The sequence below is a fragment of the Micromonospora sp. NBC_01699 genome (assembly GCF_036250065.1).
Taxonomy (GTDB): domain Bacteria; phylum Actinomycetota; class Actinomycetes; order Mycobacteriales; family Micromonosporaceae; genus Micromonospora_G.
Genome location: NZ_CP109199.1, coordinates 7,795,086 through 7,813,034 on the forward strand (window position 1 = coordinate 7,795,086; position 17,949 = coordinate 7,813,034).

15 protein-coding genes are annotated in these 17,949 nt (G+C 71.8%); 7 read left to right on the forward strand and 8 right to left on the reverse strand.

Going from position 1 to position 17,949, the window contains the following annotated elements:
* Positions 1-102: 102 nt before the first annotated feature.
* Together OG792_RS32240 and OG792_RS32245 are read right to left on the reverse strand one after the other, a co-directional pair.
* A complete protein-coding gene (locus OG792_RS32240) occupies positions 103-678 on the reverse strand; it encodes an RNA 2'-phosphotransferase (RefSeq protein ID WP_329105305.1) in 576 nt (191 codons plus the stop codon).
* Complete coding sequence (locus OG792_RS32245) at positions 678-1,457, reverse strand: class I SAM-dependent methyltransferase (protein WP_329105308.1); 780 nt, start codon at positions 1,455-1,457, stop codon at positions 678-680. Before OG792_RS32245 ends, OG792_RS32240 begins: the two co-directional genes overlap by 1 nt.
* A 52-nt stretch (positions 1,458-1,509) precedes the next feature.
* On the opposite strand from OG792_RS32245, the gene OG792_RS32250 reads away from it, so the two are divergent.
* From OG792_RS32250 to OG792_RS32270, 5 genes are all read left to right on the forward strand, one after another.
* The gene (locus tag OG792_RS32250) at positions 1,510-1,887 is read left to right on the forward strand and encodes a PPOX class F420-dependent oxidoreductase (RefSeq protein ID WP_329105310.1); all 378 of its coding nucleotides are present in this window, start codon (positions 1,510-1,512) and stop codon (positions 1,885-1,887) included.
* A 234-nt stretch (positions 1,888-2,121) separates the two neighbouring features.
* Positions 2,122-5,322 carry an FtsX-like permease family protein gene (locus OG792_RS32255; protein ID WP_329105312.1) on the forward strand — a complete coding sequence of 1,067 codons (3,201 nt, stop codon included), beginning with the start codon at positions 2,122-2,124 and terminating at the stop codon, positions 5,320-5,322.
* Positions 5,323-5,363: 41 nt separating this feature from the next.
* Positions 5,364-8,087, forward strand: coding sequence for an FtsX-like permease family protein (locus OG792_RS32260; RefSeq protein ID WP_329105313.1), 2,724 nt, complete (start codon positions 5,364-5,366; stop codon positions 8,085-8,087).
* Positions 8,087-9,070, forward strand: coding sequence for an ABC transporter ATP-binding protein (locus OG792_RS32265; RefSeq protein ID WP_329105316.1), 984 nt, complete (start codon positions 8,087-8,089; stop codon positions 9,068-9,070). Before OG792_RS32260 ends, OG792_RS32265 begins: the two co-directional genes overlap by 1 nt.
* Positions 9,067-9,774 (forward strand): ABC transporter ATP-binding protein, encoded by a 708-nt coding sequence (locus tag OG792_RS32270; RefSeq protein WP_329105318.1) that lies wholly within the window; start codon positions 9,067-9,069, stop codon positions 9,772-9,774. The genes OG792_RS32265 and OG792_RS32270 overlap by 4 nt, the downstream gene beginning before the upstream one ends.
* A 113-nt stretch (positions 9,775-9,887) precedes the next feature.
* Here OG792_RS32270 and OG792_RS32275 read toward each other — a convergent pair whose 3' ends face one another.
* Positions 9,888-10,097: a BldC family transcriptional regulator gene (locus OG792_RS32275; RefSeq protein WP_007073996.1), complete on the reverse strand. Its 210-nt coding sequence runs from the start codon at positions 10,095-10,097 to the stop codon at positions 9,888-9,890.
* Positions 10,098-10,478: 381 nt separating this feature from the next.
* Positions 10,479-11,318, reverse strand: coding sequence for a hypothetical protein (locus tag OG792_RS32280; protein ID WP_329105321.1), 840 nt, complete (start codon positions 11,316-11,318; stop codon positions 10,479-10,481).
* Positions 11,319-11,525: 207 nt separating this feature from the next.
* Here OG792_RS32280 and OG792_RS32285 point away from each other — a divergent pair, with 207 nt between their 5' ends.
* Both OG792_RS32285 and OG792_RS32290 read left to right on the forward strand, forming a co-directional pair.
* Positions 11,526-12,608: a Glu/Leu/Phe/Val family dehydrogenase gene (locus OG792_RS32285; RefSeq protein ID WP_329105323.1), complete on the forward strand. Its 1,083-nt coding sequence runs from the start codon at positions 11,526-11,528 to the stop codon at positions 12,606-12,608.
* A 517-nt stretch (positions 12,609-13,125) separates the two neighbouring features.
* The gene (locus OG792_RS32290) at positions 13,126-13,344 is read left to right on the forward strand and encodes a DUF3073 domain-containing protein (RefSeq protein WP_329105325.1); all 219 of its coding nucleotides are present in this window, start codon (positions 13,126-13,128) and stop codon (positions 13,342-13,344) included.
* 190 nt (positions 13,345-13,534) lie between these two features.
* On the opposite strand, the gene amcA is transcribed toward OG792_RS32290, so the two are convergent.
* The 4 genes from amcA to purF form a co-directional block, all read right to left on the reverse strand.
* Positions 13,535-13,774 (reverse strand): multiple cyclophane-containing RiPP AmcA, encoded by a 240-nt coding sequence (gene amcA, locus OG792_RS32295; RefSeq protein WP_329105326.1) that lies wholly within the window; start codon positions 13,772-13,774, stop codon positions 13,535-13,537.
* Positions 13,743-14,846: a cyclophane-forming radical SAM peptide maturase AmcB gene (amcB, locus tag OG792_RS32300; RefSeq protein ID WP_329105328.1), complete on the reverse strand. Its 1,104-nt coding sequence runs from the start codon at positions 14,844-14,846 to the stop codon at positions 13,743-13,745. Before amcB ends, amcA begins: the two co-directional genes overlap by 32 nt.
* Positions 14,847-15,003: 157 nt before the next feature.
* The gene (gene purM, locus OG792_RS32305; protein ID WP_329105330.1) at positions 15,004-16,170 is read right to left on the reverse strand and encodes a phosphoribosylformylglycinamidine cyclo-ligase; all 1,167 of its coding nucleotides are present in this window, start codon (positions 16,168-16,170) and stop codon (positions 15,004-15,006) included.
* Between the two features lie 101 nt (positions 16,171-16,271).
* On the reverse strand, positions 16,272-17,852 hold the full coding sequence (purF, locus tag OG792_RS32310) for an amidophosphoribosyltransferase (protein WP_329105332.1): 1,581 nt from the start codon (positions 17,850-17,852) through the stop codon (positions 16,272-16,274).
* Positions 17,853-17,949 lie beyond the last annotated feature (97 nt).

Here is a 17,949-nt window from a genome sequence, read left to right on the forward strand (position 1 = left end):
GGCTTCCGATTCCAGCGGAAAGGGCCCTGCCCGACGCGATCGTGCGCCGGTCGGGGCCTTTTCCGGGTACGGGTCAGGCTCGGGCAGTCGGGGCCGACTCCCCTACGCCGACTCCGCCGACGGCCGGATGGCGTCCGGCGGGACGGTCGCGGTCAGCCACACCCCGTTGTCGCTGCGATAGAACTCGTGCCCCCGGGCGGCCAGCTTCGCCGCGTCGACGACCAGCACCGACACCGCCCCGCCCCGGCGCCGACCGACCGTCACCGCCGTCGCCACGTCGACCGATAGGTGTACGTGATGCCGCCGCCCCGGCCGCAGCCCCTGCGCCAGGATCGCCGGTACGTTGACCGTGCCGGTGCCGTGGTAGAGCAGCTCGGGCGGGGTGACCGGGGTCAGCGCCAGATCCACCGCCACCCGCGCCGAATGCCCCTGACTGGCCCGGATCCACGCCACCCCGTCCGGTGCCGTACGCACCGCAAAGCGCTGCTTGTCGTTGCCGGCCACCACGGCGTCCAGGTCCTCCGGCGTGATCCGCCGGCCGTGCCGGGACAGCGCGGCGAGCAGGTCCGGCACCGGCACCCAGCCGTTGGCGTCCAGCGTCAGCCCCACGCTCTCCGGCGCGTGCCGCAGCACCCGGGACATCCGCTTGCTGACCGTACGCAGCTCGGCCGGCTCCATCAGCCCACCAACCGCAGCGTGGCCAGGTAGTACGGGGCGTCCGCGTCGTCCACGTCGACCAGCCGCCAGGCGCTGCCCCGGATCAGCTCACCCAGTTCGTCGGGCGTACAGACCAGGTAGTCGAACCAGGGTGTGCCGAGTTCCCGGTACCGCAGCCGCAGCCGCAACTGTCCGCCGAGCCGCCCCCGGGCCCGGTTGCGCTCGTGGTAACCGGTGTGCACCGGGTCGGTGGTGCCGTACGGGTCGGTGCCGTGCGCGATGATCTCGGCACCCGGATTCGCCAGGGCGGCCAGCGCGGCGAGGAACGCCGGTGCCCGGTCCCGCCCCTCGATCAGCCCGAGGTTGTTGCCGAGCAGCAGGAAGGTGTCGAACCGGTGCCGGTTGGTGGCGTACTCGTCGACGGTACCGAGCACCAGGTCCCGTACGCCCCGCTTGCGGGCGACCCGGATCGCGCCCGGTGAGATGTCCAGCCCGGTCACGGGGACCTCGCGATCCTGTAACTCCAGGGCGATCCGGCCGGCACCGACACCGATGTCGAGCACCCGGCCCCGGACCCGCCCGACCGCCCGGTGGTCGTACGGCTGCCAGTCGGCCGGCCCGTCGAGGTAGTGGGCGGCCGGGGCGCCGTTGATCAGACCGTCGTCGCGTTCGATGATCTCGACGACCGGGCGGGGCAACCGGCCCCCGACCAGGGGACGTGGCCCGACTCCGGTCGCCACCGCGAGCGTGTCCCGCAGCAGCTCGCCGAAGACGTCGCCGACCTGCGGCTCTCCCACCATGGGGTAGACGGTATCCGTCACGCGGCGGCGCACATCGTCGTACCCTGCGAGGGTGACCAACCTCGATCTCCTCGTCGGCGGAAAGTACGTGCTGCTCACCACCTTCCGCCGGGACGGCCGACCGGTCGGCACCCCGGTCTGGGTGGTCCGCGACGGTGACGCGCTCGCGGTCTGGACCGCCGCGGGCAGCGGCAAGGTCAAGCGGATCCGGCGGTCCGGACGGGTGACCGTGGCGCCGTGCGACGTACGCGGCCGGCCGACCGGCGAGGCGGTGCCCGGACAGGCGGTGCTCACCGACCGGGCCGGCGCCGGACGGATCCAGGAGTTGCTCCGGCACAAGTACGGCCTGCTCGGCCGGCTGACCCTGCTCGGCTCCCGGCTGCGCCGGGGTGCCGACGGCACGGTCTGTGTCCGGATCACCCTGACCTGACGAGCCGGTCACGCTGCGGATCGCAGCCGATCGACCCGCCCCGACGAGCGGGTAGCCTTGCGCTCCGCCGCAACACAACGGGTGGATCTCGATTAGGTATTCGTCACGTCACGAACCGCCGGCTCGAAAGATTTCTGACGATCCCTGCGAACCTTTCCGACCCCCTCGCCGATCAGGAGCGGTGAGGGGCGGTCGAACACGTCGCCCGGACGGGTGACGAGGGGACGCGGTGGAATGAGGCTGGTGCTACGGCGCGCCCGTGCGGTGAAGGGCCTGCTACTCGCGGCGACCGGGGCGACCCTGATCGCCGCCGCGCTGCTCACCGGCCTCGCCGGCTACAGCCGGCAGGTCGTCGACACCGGCACCGCCAACGCCATCGACTCGGCCGACCCGCAGGAACGCTCGATGCTCGTCCGGGGCTCGACCGGTGGCTCGCCGGACGCCCTGCGGGACCGGGACGCGGCCCTGCGGGAGAAGGTGTCCGGCGGCGTCGCCGGCCTGCCCGCGCCGGTCTCGGCCGCCGGGTACGCCGCCGGGCGGCAACTCTCCGGCCCGGTCGGCGAGGCGGTGCCCGACGACGACGGGATCGTCTTCGGTTCGGTGGTGTTCCTCGACGGCCTGCCCGAGCAGGCCGAACTCAGCGCCGGTCGGTGGCCGCAGCCGGGCGGCAGCCCGGTCCAGACCGCGCTCGCCGAACCGGTCGCCGAGATCCTGGGCGTGACCGTCGGCGACCGGATCCCGGTCACCGACCGGGTCACCGGTCGGGTCAGCGACCTCACCGTCGCCGGCATCTGGCACCCACGGGACCCGCAGGCCCCCTACTGGCGGCTCACGCCCGAGGTCACCGACGGGCATGTACCACAGTCGTCCACGTACGGGCCGCTGGTCGTGGACCGGGCCGACTTCGTCGCCCACTTCGCCACCAACGCCAGTGCCGCCTGGCTGGTCGAGCCGCAACTCGTCGGCGCGACCGTGGACCAGCTGAGCCGGCTCGCCGAGACCGTCGACCGGCTCACCACCGAACTGCCGCAAGCCGCCGGGCTCGGCACCTCCGGGCTGATGACCACCAGCCTCGACCGGTTGGCCGAACGACTCGAACGCGCCAACCTGGTCGGCCGATCCGCACTCGTCACCCCGATGCTCCTGGTCATCGTGCTCGGCGGGTACGCGCTGGTGCTGGTCGCCGTACTCCTGGTGGAGCAGCGCCGGGGCGAGAACTCGCTGCTGAGGGCCCGGGGCGCGGCCCGCAACCAGCTCGCCGGCCTGGCCGTACGGGAAGCCACGCTGATGGTCCTGCCGGCCGCCCTGCTCGCCCCGCTGCTGGCCACCGAGGGCCTGCGGCTGGCCGACCGGGTGCCGATGCTGGCGGCGGTGGGGCTCCGGTTCGACTCCTCGCCGGCACCGCTGAGCTGGCTGGTGGCGGGGCTCGCCGCCGCCGGCTGCGCGCTGGCGATCATCGGCCCCTCGGTACGCCGCAGCGGAACGTACGTCGCCGAGCTGGCCAGCCGCTCCCGGCCCAGCCGCCGCGCGGTCGCCCAGCGGGCCGGTGTCGACCTGGCCCTGATCGCCCTCGCGGTGCTCGGCTGGCTGCAACTGCGGCAGTACTCCTCACCGCTGGCCGGTTCCCGCAGCGGGAACCAGCTGGGCATCGACCCGCTGCTCGCCGCCACCCCGACGCTCGGCGTACTGGCCGGTGCGGTGCTCGCACTGCGGGTGCTGCCGCCACTGACCCGGCTGGCCGAGCGGTACGTCGAACGCAAGCCGTGGACCGCCACCATGTTCGGCACCTGGCAGGCCGGTCGGCGACCGCACGCCGGCCCGGTCCTGCTGCTCGCCCTCGCCGTCGCGGTCAGCACCCTGGCCTGGTGCCTGGCCAGCACCTCCGAGCGGTCGCTGGTCGACCAGGCCACCCACGGGGTCGGCAGTGACCTGCGGCTGGTGGAGATGGAGGGCTTCCCGCCCGCCGGACGCACGGAGGCGCTCGCCGGCCTGCCCGGCGTACGCGAGGTGCTGCCGGCGTGGCGGGAGAGCCTGCGGCTCGGCCCGGCCGCCGAACCGGCGTCGCTGGTCGCCATCGACACCGCCGCCGGGGCGGACGTGGTCCGGATCCGGGACGACCTGGTCGGCGGCGGCTCGGGCGCGGAGCTGCTCCGGCAGGTCGCCGCGCAGCGGGTGGAGGCGCCGTACACCGAACTGCCGGCCGGTGCCCGGAAGCTCTCCGGCGTGGTCCGTACGACCGTCGGGCAGTCCCCGTACTCGGACGAGATCCGGACCGCCGCCGTCCTTGTCGAGCCGACCGGTGACTATCGCCGGGTGCCGCTGGGTGCCAGCCGCAACGGTGCGCCGCTGCGGTTCTCCGTCGACCTGCCGGTCGGCACCTCGCCGGCCCGGCTGGCCGGGTTCGTCACCGACGCGATCGGCCAGAGCGGCATGCGGCTCGACTGGACGCTCACCGAGCTCACCGCCGGTCCGGGTGGCACCGCCGGCACCCCGGTCGATCTGACCGTCGGCGGCGGCTGGCGGACCATGGACCAACTCGACCGGGAGGGTACGGCGTCCGCCAACGTCGGCACCATGGCCACCCGGTACGACGTCGAGAACAACAACTCCCGCTGGGGCAGTTCGACGGTACGGATGGCGCTGGTCCGTACCGCCGGCACCGGCCCGATCCCGGTGCTGGCCACCCCGCCCGCGCTGGCCGCGCTGCGCCTCGACGTCGGCGGCGTGACCGGCCTCCCGCTCGGGCTGGCGGACGCCCAGATCAAGATCGTCGGTACGGTCGACTCGATCCCCGGGGACACCGAACCGGCCGCGCTCCTGACCGACCTGCCCTCGCTGAGCGCCCGGTTCTTCCACGATCACGGCATCCTCCGGACGAACGAGGAGTGGTGGGTCGGCACCGACCCGGCGCAGCCGACGGCGACCGCGCGGGCCGCGGCGCAGCTCGGCGGCCTGCGGGTGCTCGACCGGCAGGCGATCGCCGACCAGGTCGACCCGTACGGGGTGGGTGCGCGGGGGGCGTTGTTCGCCGCCGCCCTGGGGGCGCTGCTGCTCGCCGCGGTCGGCATCGCCGTCGACGTGAGCGCCACCGCCCGGCGCCGGGTCAACGAGCTGGCGGTCCTGCACACGCTCGGCGCCGGGCACCGGCTGCTGGCCCGGTCGCTCATCGCCGAACAGGCGTTTCTCTCCGGGATCGGGGTGCTGGTCGGCCTCGGGGTCGGGGTCGGGGTGGCGGCCACGATGGCCCCACTGGTGATCCTCACCCCGTCGGCGGACCGACCATCGCCACCACCGCTGCTCGCCGTCGACTGGCCACCGGTGCTCGCCACCACGGCCGGGCTGTTGGCGCTCGCGCTGCTGCTCAGCGGCCTGGTCGCCACCACCCTGCGGCAGCGCCTCGTCGCCGCCCAGCTCCGCATCGGAGACGACCGGTGAACCCCGAAAACAGCAACGGGAACAGGAGCGGGAAGAGGTCTGTGGGAGCCAACGGGTCCGGGCCGATCGGTCGGTTGCGCGCGTTCGCCGGACAGATCGGGCTGCTCGCCGTACTCGGGTTGATGGCGGCGGCGCTGGTCACCGGTGCCCCTCGGCTGGCCAACGAGTACGCCGACCGGGGGCTCGGCGCGGACGTGGCGGGGCTGCCGTACCTGGTCCGGGACATCATGTTGCCGACGTCGGTCCAGCCCGGTCCGCTCGGCGACCCCGGAGCCGGGACGGCGAACCTCCCGGTGTACCGGGACGCGATGCCCCAACCGCTGCCCCGCCTGATCGGCGACCAGTGGTACTCCGCCTCGGTCGGACCGGTGGGACTCTCCTCCTCCGGAGACTTCATCCCGTTCAACGGCAGCGCCGGGCCGTCCGTCGGGATCCGCGCCCAGACCGGGGTTCGGGAGGCCGTCCGGATGGTCTCCGGCGTCTGGCCGGACGCCGCCGGCAGGACGCCCGCCGGCCGGATCGCGATCGTGGTGTCCGAGCCGACCGCGGACACGCTGTCGCTGCGACTCGGCAGCCACTTCGGCATCAACGCGGCTCCGGGTACGCCGCCGGTGGCCGTCGAGGTGGTCGGCATCTTCGCGGCGCTGGACCCGAGCGCACCGGTCTGGAACGACATGCGGCTCGCCCTGGAGCCGCTGGTGCCGTTGCTCGACGGCGACCGGTTCCAGGCGTTGGTGGTGACCGACTGGGCCGGGATGGGCGCGGTCGACGGGCGCCTGGGCCAGTTCACCTACCAGTGGCACTACCGGATCGACGAGCACCGGCTGAACTCCGGGGACATCGAGTCGCTGACCGCCGCGCTGGTCCGGCTGAAGCGGGTCCCGCCGCTGGCCGGCGCCCCGGTGGCCACCTCGCTGGACGCGTCCCTGATCCAGTTCCAGGAACGACTGGCCTCCGTACGCGCGCTGCTCGGGGTGGTCCAGGCCGGGGTGCTGGCCAGCCTGGTCGGGCTGATCCTGCTCGCCGCCCGGCTGTCGCTGGAGCGCCGCCGCGAGGAACTGGCCCTGCTGCGCGCCCGGGGCGCCTCGACGCTGTCCATCGGCACCCGCACGCTCGCCGAGTCGGTGCTGGTGCAGCCGTTCGCGATGCTCGCCGGTTGGCTGCTCGGCACCCTGGTCCCCGGTCGCCCGGCCGGGACGGAGTGGCTGGTCCCGGTGCTCGCGGTGCTCACCACGGTCGCGGTTCCGCTGCTGGCGATGTCCAGCCAGCGCCGGGTCACGTTCGTCGTACGCCGGCAGGACCTGGTCCGGCAGCGGCCGTCGGCCCGGCGACTCACCGCCGAGATCAGCGTGCTCGGGCTGGCCGCGCTCGGGGTGTTCCTGCTCCGACGGCGCGGCCTCGCCCCGGACGGTGGGCTGGATCCGTACCTGGTGTCGGTGCCGGTGCTGCTGGCCACCGGCACCGCGCTGATCGCCCTGCGGCTGCTGCCCTGGCCACTGCGGATACTCGACCGGGTCGCCGCCCGAACCCGTGGCTCGGTGCTGTTCCTCGGGCTGGCCAGGGCCGGTCGGGGTGCGCCGGTGACCATCGGCCCGCTCGCCGTACTGGTTGTCGCGATCACCACCGGGGTGTTCAGCGGGGTGGTCGCGGGCACCATCTCGCATGCCCGGGACCAGGTGACCGAGCGGGTGGTCCCGGCCGACGCCGACCTGGTCGGGGGCACTTTCGCGACGACGACCGCCGACCGGCTCCGGGAGTTGCCGGGGGTGGACGCGGTCACCGGGGTCGCGCTGGAAAACGCCCAGCATCTGCTTTCCGGGACCGGCGTCGGCGCCGAGGATCTGGGGCAGGCACAGGTGGTCGTGGTGGACGTACCGGCCTTCGTCGAGGTGATGCGGCGCAGTGGCGTACCGGATGACGCGGTGCCCGCGGCGTTGCGCCGGGCGACCCGGGGTGAGGGGCCGGTGCCGGCGGTCGTCTCGCCGGCGATCGCCGCGTCGGTCGGCGACGGCGCGGTGGCGGATGTCCAGGGCCGGTTCTACGCCTTCACCCCCAGCGTGGTCGCGGACACCTTCCCCGGCGTGAAGGTCGGGGTCGAACGGTTCGTGGTGCTGCCCTGGCAGGCGTTGCCGGTGCCGGACTTCAAACCGATCATGCCGAACCGCTACCTGGTGGCCGGGGACGACTTCGACCGGGCGGCGCTGCTGCGAACAGCCGACGACGGGCAGCGGGAGTGGCGTTCGGGCGTGCTCGGTCGGCCGGTCACCGGGGTCGCCGCTCCGGCCGAGCTGGTGACCCGGTCGGAGTACCGGACGTCGTTGGACCGGACCGGCGGTAACGAGCTGCTCAGCCTGGCGTTCCTGATCGGTGCGCTGGGCGGGACCGGGTTGGCACTGCTCGCGGTCGGCTTCGCGGTGCTCGCCGAGGCCCGTACCCGGGGTCGGGTGCTCTCCCGGTTGCGCACCATGGGCCTGTCCGGCCGGCAGGGACGGCAACTGCTGGTGTACGAGCTGCTGCCGCTGATCGGCGCCGCGGTGCTCGCCGGTGGGCTGGTCGGGGTGGCGCTGCCGGGCCTGATCGGGCCGGCGCTGAACCTGTCCACCTTCACCTCCGGGGTGGCCGCCCGGACCCATCTTGACCCGCTGCTGGTCGGCGGGGTGTTGCTGCTGGTGGTGGTCGGTCTGGCCGCCGCGCTCGTGATCGAGAATCTGGTCAACCGACGGATGCGCCTCGGCGAGGTCCTCCGGCTGGGAGAGGAAAACTGATGACCGCTGCCCTGACCACCGCCGTACCCGATCTCGCGGCGTTGCAACGCCGCGCCGCCGAACGGGCGGCGGAGCGGGCCGGCGGCAACGACCGGCTGCGGGGTCACATCGTCTGTGACGGCCTGGTCCGCATCTTCAAGACCGAGGGCGTCGAGGTGGTGGCCCTACAGGGGCTGGACCTGGTGATCGACCGGGGCGATCTGATCGCCATCGTGGGCGCCTCCGGCTCGGGCAAGTCGACCGTGCTCAACATCCTCTCCGGGCTGGACGTGCCGACCGCGGGGATCGCCCGGGTGGCCGGGTTCGACCTGTTGACCATGTCGGCGAAGCAGCGGCTGCGCTACCGCCGGAGCACTGTCGGTTTCGTCTGGCAGCAGACCGGACGGAACCTGCTGCCGTACCTGACCGCGCGGGAGAACGTGGAGTTGCCGATGCGGCTGGCCCGGCGTACCTCCCGGCGGGCGGCCCGCCGCCGGGCGCTGGAGCTGTTGGACCTGGTCGGGGTCGGTTACTGCGCGGACCGGCGGCCGGACCAGATGAGCGGTGGGGAGCAGCAGCGCTGCGCGGTGGCGGTCGCGGTCGCGAACGACCCGGAGGTGCTGTTCGCCGACGAGCCGACCGGTGAGCTGGATGAGTCGACGGCGGCCGAGGTTTTCGGGGCGTTGCGCACGATCAACGCCGAGCTGGGCGTCACCGTGGTGGTGGTCACCCACGACCACAACGTGGCGACCCAGGTCCGTCGGACGGTCGCGATCCGCGACGGGCGAACCGCATCCGAGGTACGGCGGTCGGCCCGGATCGGCGCGGACGGCTCCGAGGAGGTGGTCACCGAGGAGTACGCGGTGCTCGACCGGGCCGGCCGGATGCAGTTGCCAGCGGCCTTCGTGGACGCGCTGGTCCTGCGGGACCGGGTGAAGCTCAACCTCCAGCCGGATCACGTGGAGATCCGCCCCGGCGACGAACCGCAGAAGGAGCAGCAGTGAGCAGCGAGGACCTGGTACGGATCGAGGGTGTGAGCCGGGACTACGGCTCGGGTGACCGGGTGGTGCACGCGCTGCGGGAGGTGTCGTTCCGGGTCGGCCACGGCGAGTTGGTGGCGATCCGGGGCCGGTCCGGGGCGGGCAAGACGACCCTGTTGAACCTGATCGGTGGGCTGGATCGGCCGACCTCGGGACGGATCTTCGTGGCCGGTCACGAGGTGACCGCGGCCGGCGAGCGGAACCTGCTGGACCTGCGCCGGGACACGATGGGTTTCGTGTTCCAGTCGTTCGGCCTGATTCCGATCCTGTCCGCGGCGGAGAACGTCGGGGTGCCGATGCGGCTGGCCAAGGTGCCGGCGAGCGAGCGGGACCGGCGGGTGTCGATCCTGCTGGAGCTGGTCGGGTTGGGCGGGCACGCGGGCCAGCGGCCGTACGAGCTGTCCGGGGGGCAGCAGCAGCGGGTGGCGATCGCCCGTGCGCTGGCCAACGATCCGCCGCTGCTGATCGCGGACGAGCCGACCGGTCAGCTCGACTCGGAGACCGGGCGGTCGATGATGGATCTGCTCCAGGCCCTGGTCCGGTCGCGTGGGATGACGGCGCTGGTGGCCACCCACGACCCGACGTTGATCGAGCTGGCGGACCGGGTGCTGCAACTGCGGGACGGACGGTTGGTCGAGGAGACCAACCTGGCGGTGGCGGCCGGTTGAGTGCCCGCGGCGCGGGTGGGCGCCGCCGGCACGACTCAGGGGCGGTGGAGTACGGTTTCCCGTATCTCCGCCGCCCCTGGGACGAAACGAAACGCGGCTGGCCCGGTAAGGGGTCAGTCGCCTTGACGCTGCTGGGGAATCTGCCCCTGCAGCAGGGCGCGAACCTCCGACTCGCGGTAACGCCGGTGGCCACCCAACGTTCGAATTGCGCTGAGTTTGCCCGCCTTCGCCCACCGGGTCACGGTTTTCGGGTCGACACGGAACATCGACGCCACCTCGGCCGGCGTGAGTAGCGGCTCTGGTTCATGCGTACGCGATGCCATCGGTCACTCCTCCACAGGTGCCTATAGACATCGGCCGGGGTCCCGCCGGCCGACGCGTCTCCCATGGTCCGGCTAGTCCCCGATGTCCGACATGGGCCGAACGGCCGAACGTCCCTGGATGGACGGATGAACAATGACCGATTTATACAACTTTTCTATACTGAAAACTGTCTTATTCGGGCGGCTTGTGGCCCATCGTAACCCCAAGATTACGAGCAGACCTCACGTTGGAAACGCTCCACAAGCCCGTGACCTCGGAAAACACGAACGAGTGTCGGGATACGGCATTCAACAAGATCAACACGGGGTTGTTAGGAGGTGCGGCCCGACGCCCCTAACGCGGAACCCCGCGAGCGCCGGTCGCAACTCCCCGGACGAGACCTAGTTGCACCGCTCCAGCAACTGCACCGCGCGCCAGCGGGCGACCAACTTCTCGTACACCTCGGTGGCCCCCTCCGCGTCGCCCCGGGACAGCCCGGCGAGGCCCTCCGCGACCAACGCCGGCGAGTCGTCGTCGGCCAGCGCCTGGTCCGGCAGCAACTGCACCAGACCGCCGTAGTCCAGCTCCACCACCGACCGGGGATGGAACTCCTCCAGCCAGCGGGCGCCCTCCTCGACCGCCTCCGTGATCGGCGCGTCCCCGACCGACTTGCGCAGCACCGCCAGCCCCCGGGAGGCCCGGCGCCGGGCCTTCGAGATCTCCGTCCGGTAGCGCAGCACCCGCCGCTCCGGCCGGACCGTCAGCTCCCGCTCGGCGGCGTCAACGAAGACGAACCAGCGCAGCGGCACACCCCAGGTGGCGATCTGCTCGTGCAGCCGCGGCACCCCGTGCTCCAGCACCCGGGCCCCGCTGCGGAAGTCCTCCACCACCGCCTTGGCCTGACCGGCCAGGATCGGCGGCACGAACGCGTCGGCGAGCACCGGCGGCACCCCGTCCCGGGCGCTCAGCGCCGCCTCGGCCACCCGGACCCGCAGGTTCCACGGGCAGACCAGCAGCGTGTCGTCGGTCTCCAGCACGTACGCCTCGTCGGGCAGGTCGGGCAGCCGGGTCCAGCCCGCGCCGAGCGCCTCGATCACCGCCGTACGCTGCCGTCCCGGGCCCTCCAGCGGGGCGACCGCCCGGCCCTCCTTGACATACCGGCGCCAGAAAATCTGCCGGTCCCGGTCGAACGCGGTCAACGGCTCATACACCCGCAGGTAGGAAGCGAAGAGCGACGGCACGGCGCGATCCTCCCATGAAATCCGAGTTCCCTGCCGACGACGGCACCGATCACGGGCCGCCGCCCCCGCCAGGTGGGACGAACAGTCCCCGGTCGGTATCGGCAGGTTGCGACGGCCGATATTAGGCTCGACAGCACCGGCGTCACCCCGCCGGCCACCGGAGAGGTCCGCGTCCCACAAGGACGCACACCGACATCAGGAGCAGTCATGGGCGTTTTCGCCAGCACCGACCAACAGGTTTCGGCCGGGCATGAGCAGGTCGTCTTCTGTCAGGACAAGCCGACCGGGCTGAAGGCGATCATCGGCATCTACTCGACCGCGCTCGGCCCCGCGCTCGGCGGGACCCGGTTCTACCCCTACGCCAGCGAGGCTGACGCACTGCACGACGTGCTCGACCTCTCCCGGGGCATGGCGTACAAGAACGCACTCGCCGGACTCGACCTCGGCGGCGGCAAGGCGGTCATCTGGGGCGACCCGGAGCAGCTCAAGTCCGAACCGCTGCTGCGCGCGTACGGTCGCTTCGTCCAGTCGCTGGGCGGGCGCTACTACACCGCCTGCGACGTCGGCACGTACGTGCAGGACATGGACGTGGTGGCACGCGAGACGCGCTTCGTCACCGGCCGCAGCGTCGAGCACGGCGGAGCCGGCGACTCGTCAGTGCTGACCGCCTGGGGCGTGTTCCAGGGCATGCGCGCCGCCGCCGAGCACCAGTGGGGCTCGGCCACCCTCACCGGCCGCCGGGTCGGCGTGTCCGGCCTGGGCAAGGTCGGCAAGCACCTGGTCGGCCACCTGATCGAGGACGGCGCCACGGTGGTCGCCACCGACGTGAGCGAGAAGGCGCTGGAGTGGGCCCGGCACACGTACCCGGAGGTCGACCTGGTCGCGGACGCGACCGCGTTGATCACCTCGGACATCGACGTGTACGCCCCGTGCGCGCTCGGTGGCGCACTGGACGACGAGACGGTGCCCGCCCTCCGGGCGAAGATCGTGGCCGGCGCGGCCAACAACCAGCTCGCCCACCCGGGCATCGAGAAGCAGCTCGCCGACCGGGGTGTGCTCTACGCCCCGGACTACGTGGTGAACGCCGGGGGCGTGATCCAGGTCGCGGACGAGATCGAGGGCTTCAACTTCGAACGGGCCAAGCTGCGGGCCACCCGGATCTACGACACCACCCGGGAGATCCTGCGTCTGGCCGACGCCGAGGGCGTACCGCCGGCGGTGGCGGCCGACCGGCTGGCCGAGCGCCGGATGGCCGACGTCGGCCGGCTCCGCTCGATCCACCTCCCCTGACATCGACGCGGGACGTGCCGGGGCCGGTTCCCCGGTGCGTCCCCACGCGTCCCACCGCGTAAGGACCGTGCTCGCCTCTCCCCGGGTTCGCCGCGCACCTGCTCGGGCCGTGAGCGACCGCTCAGAGCCGCTGGCGGGGCCGACCCGGTCCGGTCGGCCGTCCGTACCCGTCGCCGACCGGCGCCCGTAGCCCCACCGACCGGCGCCGGTCGCCCAGCGGGACCGGCGCCGATGCGCGGGTACGCCGTTGTTTCGTCCCGGATCGGAGTCCGAGGGGGATCTCGGCGGTCCGTCCACTGCACAGGGTGATCGAGCCGTCATGACCGGTTTTCCGGCATGGTCGTTACCCGGCCGAAAAACGGTACGGTCGGGTCAACTCGACGCGCGGGCACCACCGGCGGTAACCCGAGGTGCCGAACGCGGGCATACCCATGTACCGTAAGAGCCACGAGAGATGCCTGACGTCATCGGGGCCCGCCTTCGGGCTGCCCCGAATTCTGTGCGAGGGGGTCGAGCCATGGGGCGCGGCCGTGCTAAGGCCAAGCAGACAAAGGTGGCCCGGGAGTTGAAGTACCACTCCCCGAACACCGACCTCGCCGCCTTGCAGCGAGAACTCGGCGGCAGCGGCAAGTCGGACCACGACTTCGACGACGACTACAAAGAGTATGTCGACGACGATGACGAGGACCATGACGCGGACGACGACCCAGACAACTGGTCGCCTCCCGCCCGCTGACCTCCGTCGGGCACATTGAGCACGCGGTAACGCCCGCGTGCTCACGCGTGTCCGGATGGTGTGGCACACCGTTGATCAACACGGTTCCATCCGGTCGAGGGTCTGCCGTGCGGATCGTTGTCCGACCCGCGCGGCAGGTCCTCGACCGGTCGGCCGTGCCAGAGCCGACCGATCCGGACCGCCGGCCGCTTCAGCGCGGCCTGTTGTTCCAGTTGTAGAAGGTCGGGATGTTCTCGAAGTGGTTCCACGCGCAGACCGCGCCGCCACTCTCGCCCACCGCCGCCGCCTCCGCCCGAACTCGCCGGGCCTGCTCGGCCTCGTGCAACAGGGTGGTGAGCCCGCTGCGGGCCGCGCGCACCCGATCGGCGACCGGGTCGGGGACGACGCCCCCGGCCGGCTCAGTGTCCAGCGGGCTGGTGATCTCGCGCATGGTCCAACACTCCTTCGAGTAGACGGATCTTGCTGTTACGGCAGTGGTTGGTTTCCGTACCGTCGAAACGTCCCTGCTCGAAGTAACGGTTGGCGGCGTGACCTCCGCCGCAGAAGCCGAAGTAGGGGCAGCTGGACCGGCAGGACTCCACGCCGTCGAGGAACTCCCGCACCCAGGGCAGGCCGTCGGCCCCGGCGAGGATCTCCGCCAACCCGGTGGACAGCACGTTTCCGCTGGTGAAGTCGCCGTAGCGGGGATCGGAGAAGCCGGCCAACTCGGGCGATAGCAGGACCACCGAGCCGTCGTACCCGATGGTCGGGATCGGGTCGAGCCGGCGCGGCAGCAGATCGTCCGCGGTGCCGTCGAGGACCGCGGCGGCGTACCGCAGGGACCACTCGACCTCGCGCAGGTGGATTCTCGGGGTACGGCGCCAGGCGCTGACCAGCTCGGCCCAGAAGGCGGTGACCGCCTCGGCCGGGTGGGCGTTGAGCCGGGTGTTGACGCCCTCCATCTCCTCGATGTTGATGCCGAGCACGTCGCAGCCCAGGTCGAGGAAGTACGCGTACAGCTCGGCGGCGAGGCCGGGCTCGGGCCGGGTCACCACGCACAGTGCGGAGAATCCGACATCGTTGCGCCGCAGCGCCTCGATGCCCCGCTCGATCCGGTCGTACGCCGGCCGCCCGCCCCGGCCGACCCGGTCGGAGTTGCGTTCCCTCGGCCCGTCCACGCTGACGCTGACCCGCATCCGGTGCTCGGCGAAGAACTCGCACCAGGCGTCGTCGATCAGCGTCGCGTTGGTCTGCACGTGGTGCTCGACCCGGTCGTCGAACGGGGCCAGCAGCGCGGCCAGGTGCTCCCGTCCGGCGGCGAGGGGCTCGCCCCCGTGCCACACCACGGAGAACCGGCCGGACCGGGCCCAGTCGTTCACCGGGCCCGCGACCGCCTGCGCCACCGGGACGGGCATCTTCCGATCATCCGCCCGAAACGGGAGATAGCAGTATGAACAATCAAGGTTACAGAGCGTGGTCGGCTGCATCACCACGTACGACGGCACCGTGGCGATGCCTCGCATCCCCGTCGATGCTTGCCGGACAACAGCCATCGGCCCTCCTCCCCGTACCTGAGGTGTCCCTCAGGCTAGGTTGCGGTGGCCACTCGGGTGAAGTCCTGATCGGGTATGCGAAGGATCACGGCAATGAATCAGGTATGCACGAATGTACGTTCGGTGATCACCCGCGGGTGTGCTGGCCGATCATCTGCACCTCGCCGGTGCCCTCGATGATCTCGCCGGCCTGCCATGCGTCGACGCCCCGGCCGGCCAGGCAGGCCAGCGCGCGGTCCGCGTCCTCGGCGGAGACGATCGCGAACATGCCCACGCCCATGTTGAAGGTGGACTCCATCTCCGGGTCCTCGATCCGGCCCTTGGCCTGCACCAGGTCGAAGATCGGCTGCGGCTTCCAGGTGGCCCGGTTGACCACCGCGTCGACCGTCTCCGGCAGCACCCGGACCAGGTTGCCGGGGATGCCGCCGCCGGTGATGTGGGCGATCGACCGCACCTCGGTCTCGGCGATCAGCTTCAGGCAGTCCTGCGCGTAGATCTTGGTCGGGGTCAGCAGTTCCTCACCGAGGGTCCGCTGCCGGCCGAAGTCCTCGATCACCGTGTCCAGCCGCATCCGGCCGGCACCCAGCAACACGTGCCGGACCAGGGAGTAGCCGTTGGAGTGCAGGCCGGACGAGCGCATCGCGATCACCGCGTCGCCGATCTCGACCCGCTCGGGGCGGAGGATCTCGCTCTCCTCGACCACGCCGACCCCGGTCGCGGAGATGTCGTACTCGTCGGGTTTCAACACACCCGGGTGCTCGGCGGTCTCGCCGCCGAGCAGCGCGCAACCGGCGTAGCGGCAGCCGTCGGTGATGCCGGCGACGATCTCGGCGACCTTGTCCGGCACGACCTCGCCGGTGGCGATGTAGTCAAGCAGGAAGAGCGGCTCGGCACCGGTCGCGACCAGGTCGTCGACCACCATCGCGACAAGGTCGATGCCGACCGTGTCGTGGATGCCGAGCTGCTGGGCGATGACCAGCTTGGTGCCGACACCGTCGGTGGAGGCGGAGAGAACCGGCTTGCGGTACTTGGTGGTGTCCAGCCGGAAGAGGCCGGCGAAGCCGCCGAGCTGGCCCATCACCTCGGGCCGCTGGGCGCCCCGTACCTTCGACTTGATCAGCTCGACCGCCCGGTCACCGGCCTCGATCGAAACGCCGGCGTCCGCGTACGAGACGCTGCGCTTGCGGGTGGCGCGACCGGATCCGGCGGTCCAGGGCTGGCGCACACCGCCGCCGGAGCCGGAGCCCTCGGCCGACCCGCTACCTGCGCCATTGCGCTCAGTCACGTGCGTCACGGTTCTCCCCTTTGTTCCTCGCGGCAAGCCGCGTCGGGTAGCGGTCGAGGATGGCTCGACTTCTGGCACTCACCGGCCGCTGGGCGGCGCCGGTCGGGTCGTTACGGGCGTTGCAGTGCGTCACGGGCACCGGGGCTGGTGACGAGTGGTGTGGCGCGGTCGACGTCGGCTCCGTCGGAACCGCCGTCGTAGCGCTGCTCTGCGGGCTCCGGTGCCTGGTCCGCGACCCGACGCCCCACCCCTTCGAGTACGTGTTTGCCGATCAGGTTCCCGGCCGGCAGCTCGATCGGGTACTCCCCGTCGAAGCAGGCCCGGCACAGCCGCGTCTTCGGCTGCTCGGTCGCCGCGACCAGGCCGGCCAGCGAGACGTAGCCGAGGCTGTCCGCGCCGATCGAACGGCGGATGCCCTCGTTGTCCAGCCCGTTGGCCAGCAACTCCGCCCGGGTGGCGAAGTCGATGCCGTAGAAACACGGCCAGTTGACCGGCGGCGAGGAGATGCGTACGTGCACCTCCAGCGCGCCGGCCTCACGCAGCATGCGGACGATCGCCCGTTGGGTGTTGCCGCGGACGATCGAGTCGTCGACGACCACCACCCGCTTGCCCCGGACGTTCTCCCGCAGCGGGTTGAGCTTGAGTCGGATACCGAGCTGGCGCAGGGTCTGTGACGGCTGGATGAAGGTCCGCCCGACGTACGGGTTCTTCATCAGCCCGGCGCCGTAGGTGATGCCGGACGCCTCGGCGTAGCCGATCGCGGCCGGCGTGCCCGATTCCGGTACGGGAATCACCAGGTCGGCCTCGACCGGGTGCTCCATGGCCAGCTTCCGCCCGATCGCGACCCGGGTCGAGTAGACGTTGCGGCCGGCGATCGTCGTGTCCGGGCGGGCGATGTAGACGTATTCGAACAGGCAGCCCTTGGGCTCCGGTACGGCGAACCGGGCCGAACGCAGGCCGTGCTCGTCGATCGCGATCAGCTCACCGGGCTCCACCTCGCGGACCACGCTGGCCCCGACGATGTCGAGCGCGGCGGTCTCACTGGCGACCACCCAGCCGCGTTCCATCCGGCCGAGCACGAGCGGGCGTACGCCGTGCGGGTCGCGGGCGGCGTATAGGGTGCTCTCGTCCATGAACACGAAGCTGAACGCGCCGCGCAGCATCGGCAGCACCTCCAGCGCGGCGGCCTCGACCGAGAGGTCCGGGCGGCTGGCCAGCAGCGCGGTGACCAGGGCGGTGTCCGAGGTCGAACCGTCGGAGTCCATGCCGCGTGCGGCCGACTCCTTGGCCAGCTCGGCGGTGTTGACCAGGTTGCCGTTGTGCGCCAGCGCGATCGTGGTGCCGGCGGTGTTGGCCCGGATCGTCGGCTGGGCGTTCTCCCAGGTCGAACCGCCGGTGGTCGAGTAGCGGGCGTGCCCGATCGCGAGGTGTCCGCGCAGGCTGGCCAGGGTGGGCTCGTCGAAGACCTGGGCAACCAGGCCGAGGTCCTTGTAGACCACGACACCCGAGCCGTCGCTGACGGCGATCCCCGCCGCCTCCTGGCCACGGTGCTGGAGAGCGTAGAGACCGAAGTAGGTCAGCTTCGCGACCTCTTCACCCGGCGCCCACACTCCGAACACGCCGCAGGCGTCTTGCGGGCCGGGCCGTTCGGGGTCGAGTTCGTGGCTCAACCGGCCGTCGCCTCGGGGCACGTGCCGCTCCTCAAACTGAAGGCTGATCTGCTCTATGCGGATCTGCTCGGACTCGCCTTGCGCGCGGGAATTTGGAAGTTCCGTCGCCGAACAGTGT

Bases quoted from the DNA above. Each gene is read 5' to 3' on its own strand.
- OG792_RS32245 (WP_329105308.1), bottom strand. From the start codon at position 1,457: ATGGTGGGAGAGCCGCAGGTCGGCGACGTCTTCGGCGAGCTGCTGCGG.
- OG792_RS32290 (WP_329105325.1), top strand. From the start codon at position 13,126: ATGGGGCGCGGCCGTGCTAAGGCCAAGCAGACAAAGGTGGCCCGGGAG.
- amcB (WP_329105328.1), bottom strand. From the start codon at position 14,846: ATGCGAGGCATCGCCACGGTGCCGTCGTACGTGGTGATGCAGCCGACC.
- OG792_RS32285 (WP_329105323.1), top strand. From the start codon at position 11,526: ATGGGCGTTTTCGCCAGCACCGACCAACAGGTTTCGGCCGGGCATGAG.
- OG792_RS32255 (WP_329105312.1), top strand. From the start codon at position 2,122: ATGAGGCTGGTGCTACGGCGCGCCCGTGCGGTGAAGGGCCTGCTACTC.
- amcA (WP_329105326.1), bottom strand. From the start codon at position 13,774: ATGCGCGAGATCACCAGCCCGCTGGACACTGAGCCGGCCGGGGGCGTC.
- OG792_RS32275 (WP_007073996.1), bottom strand. From the start codon at position 10,097: ATGGCATCGCGTACGCATGAACCAGAGCCGCTACTCACGCCGGCCGAG.
- OG792_RS32265 (WP_329105316.1), top strand. From the start codon at position 8,087: ATGACCGCTGCCCTGACCACCGCCGTACCCGATCTCGCGGCGTTGCAA.
- OG792_RS32240 (WP_329105305.1), bottom strand. From the start codon at position 678: ATGGAGCCGGCCGAGCTGCGTACGGTCAGCAAGCGGATGTCCCGGGTG.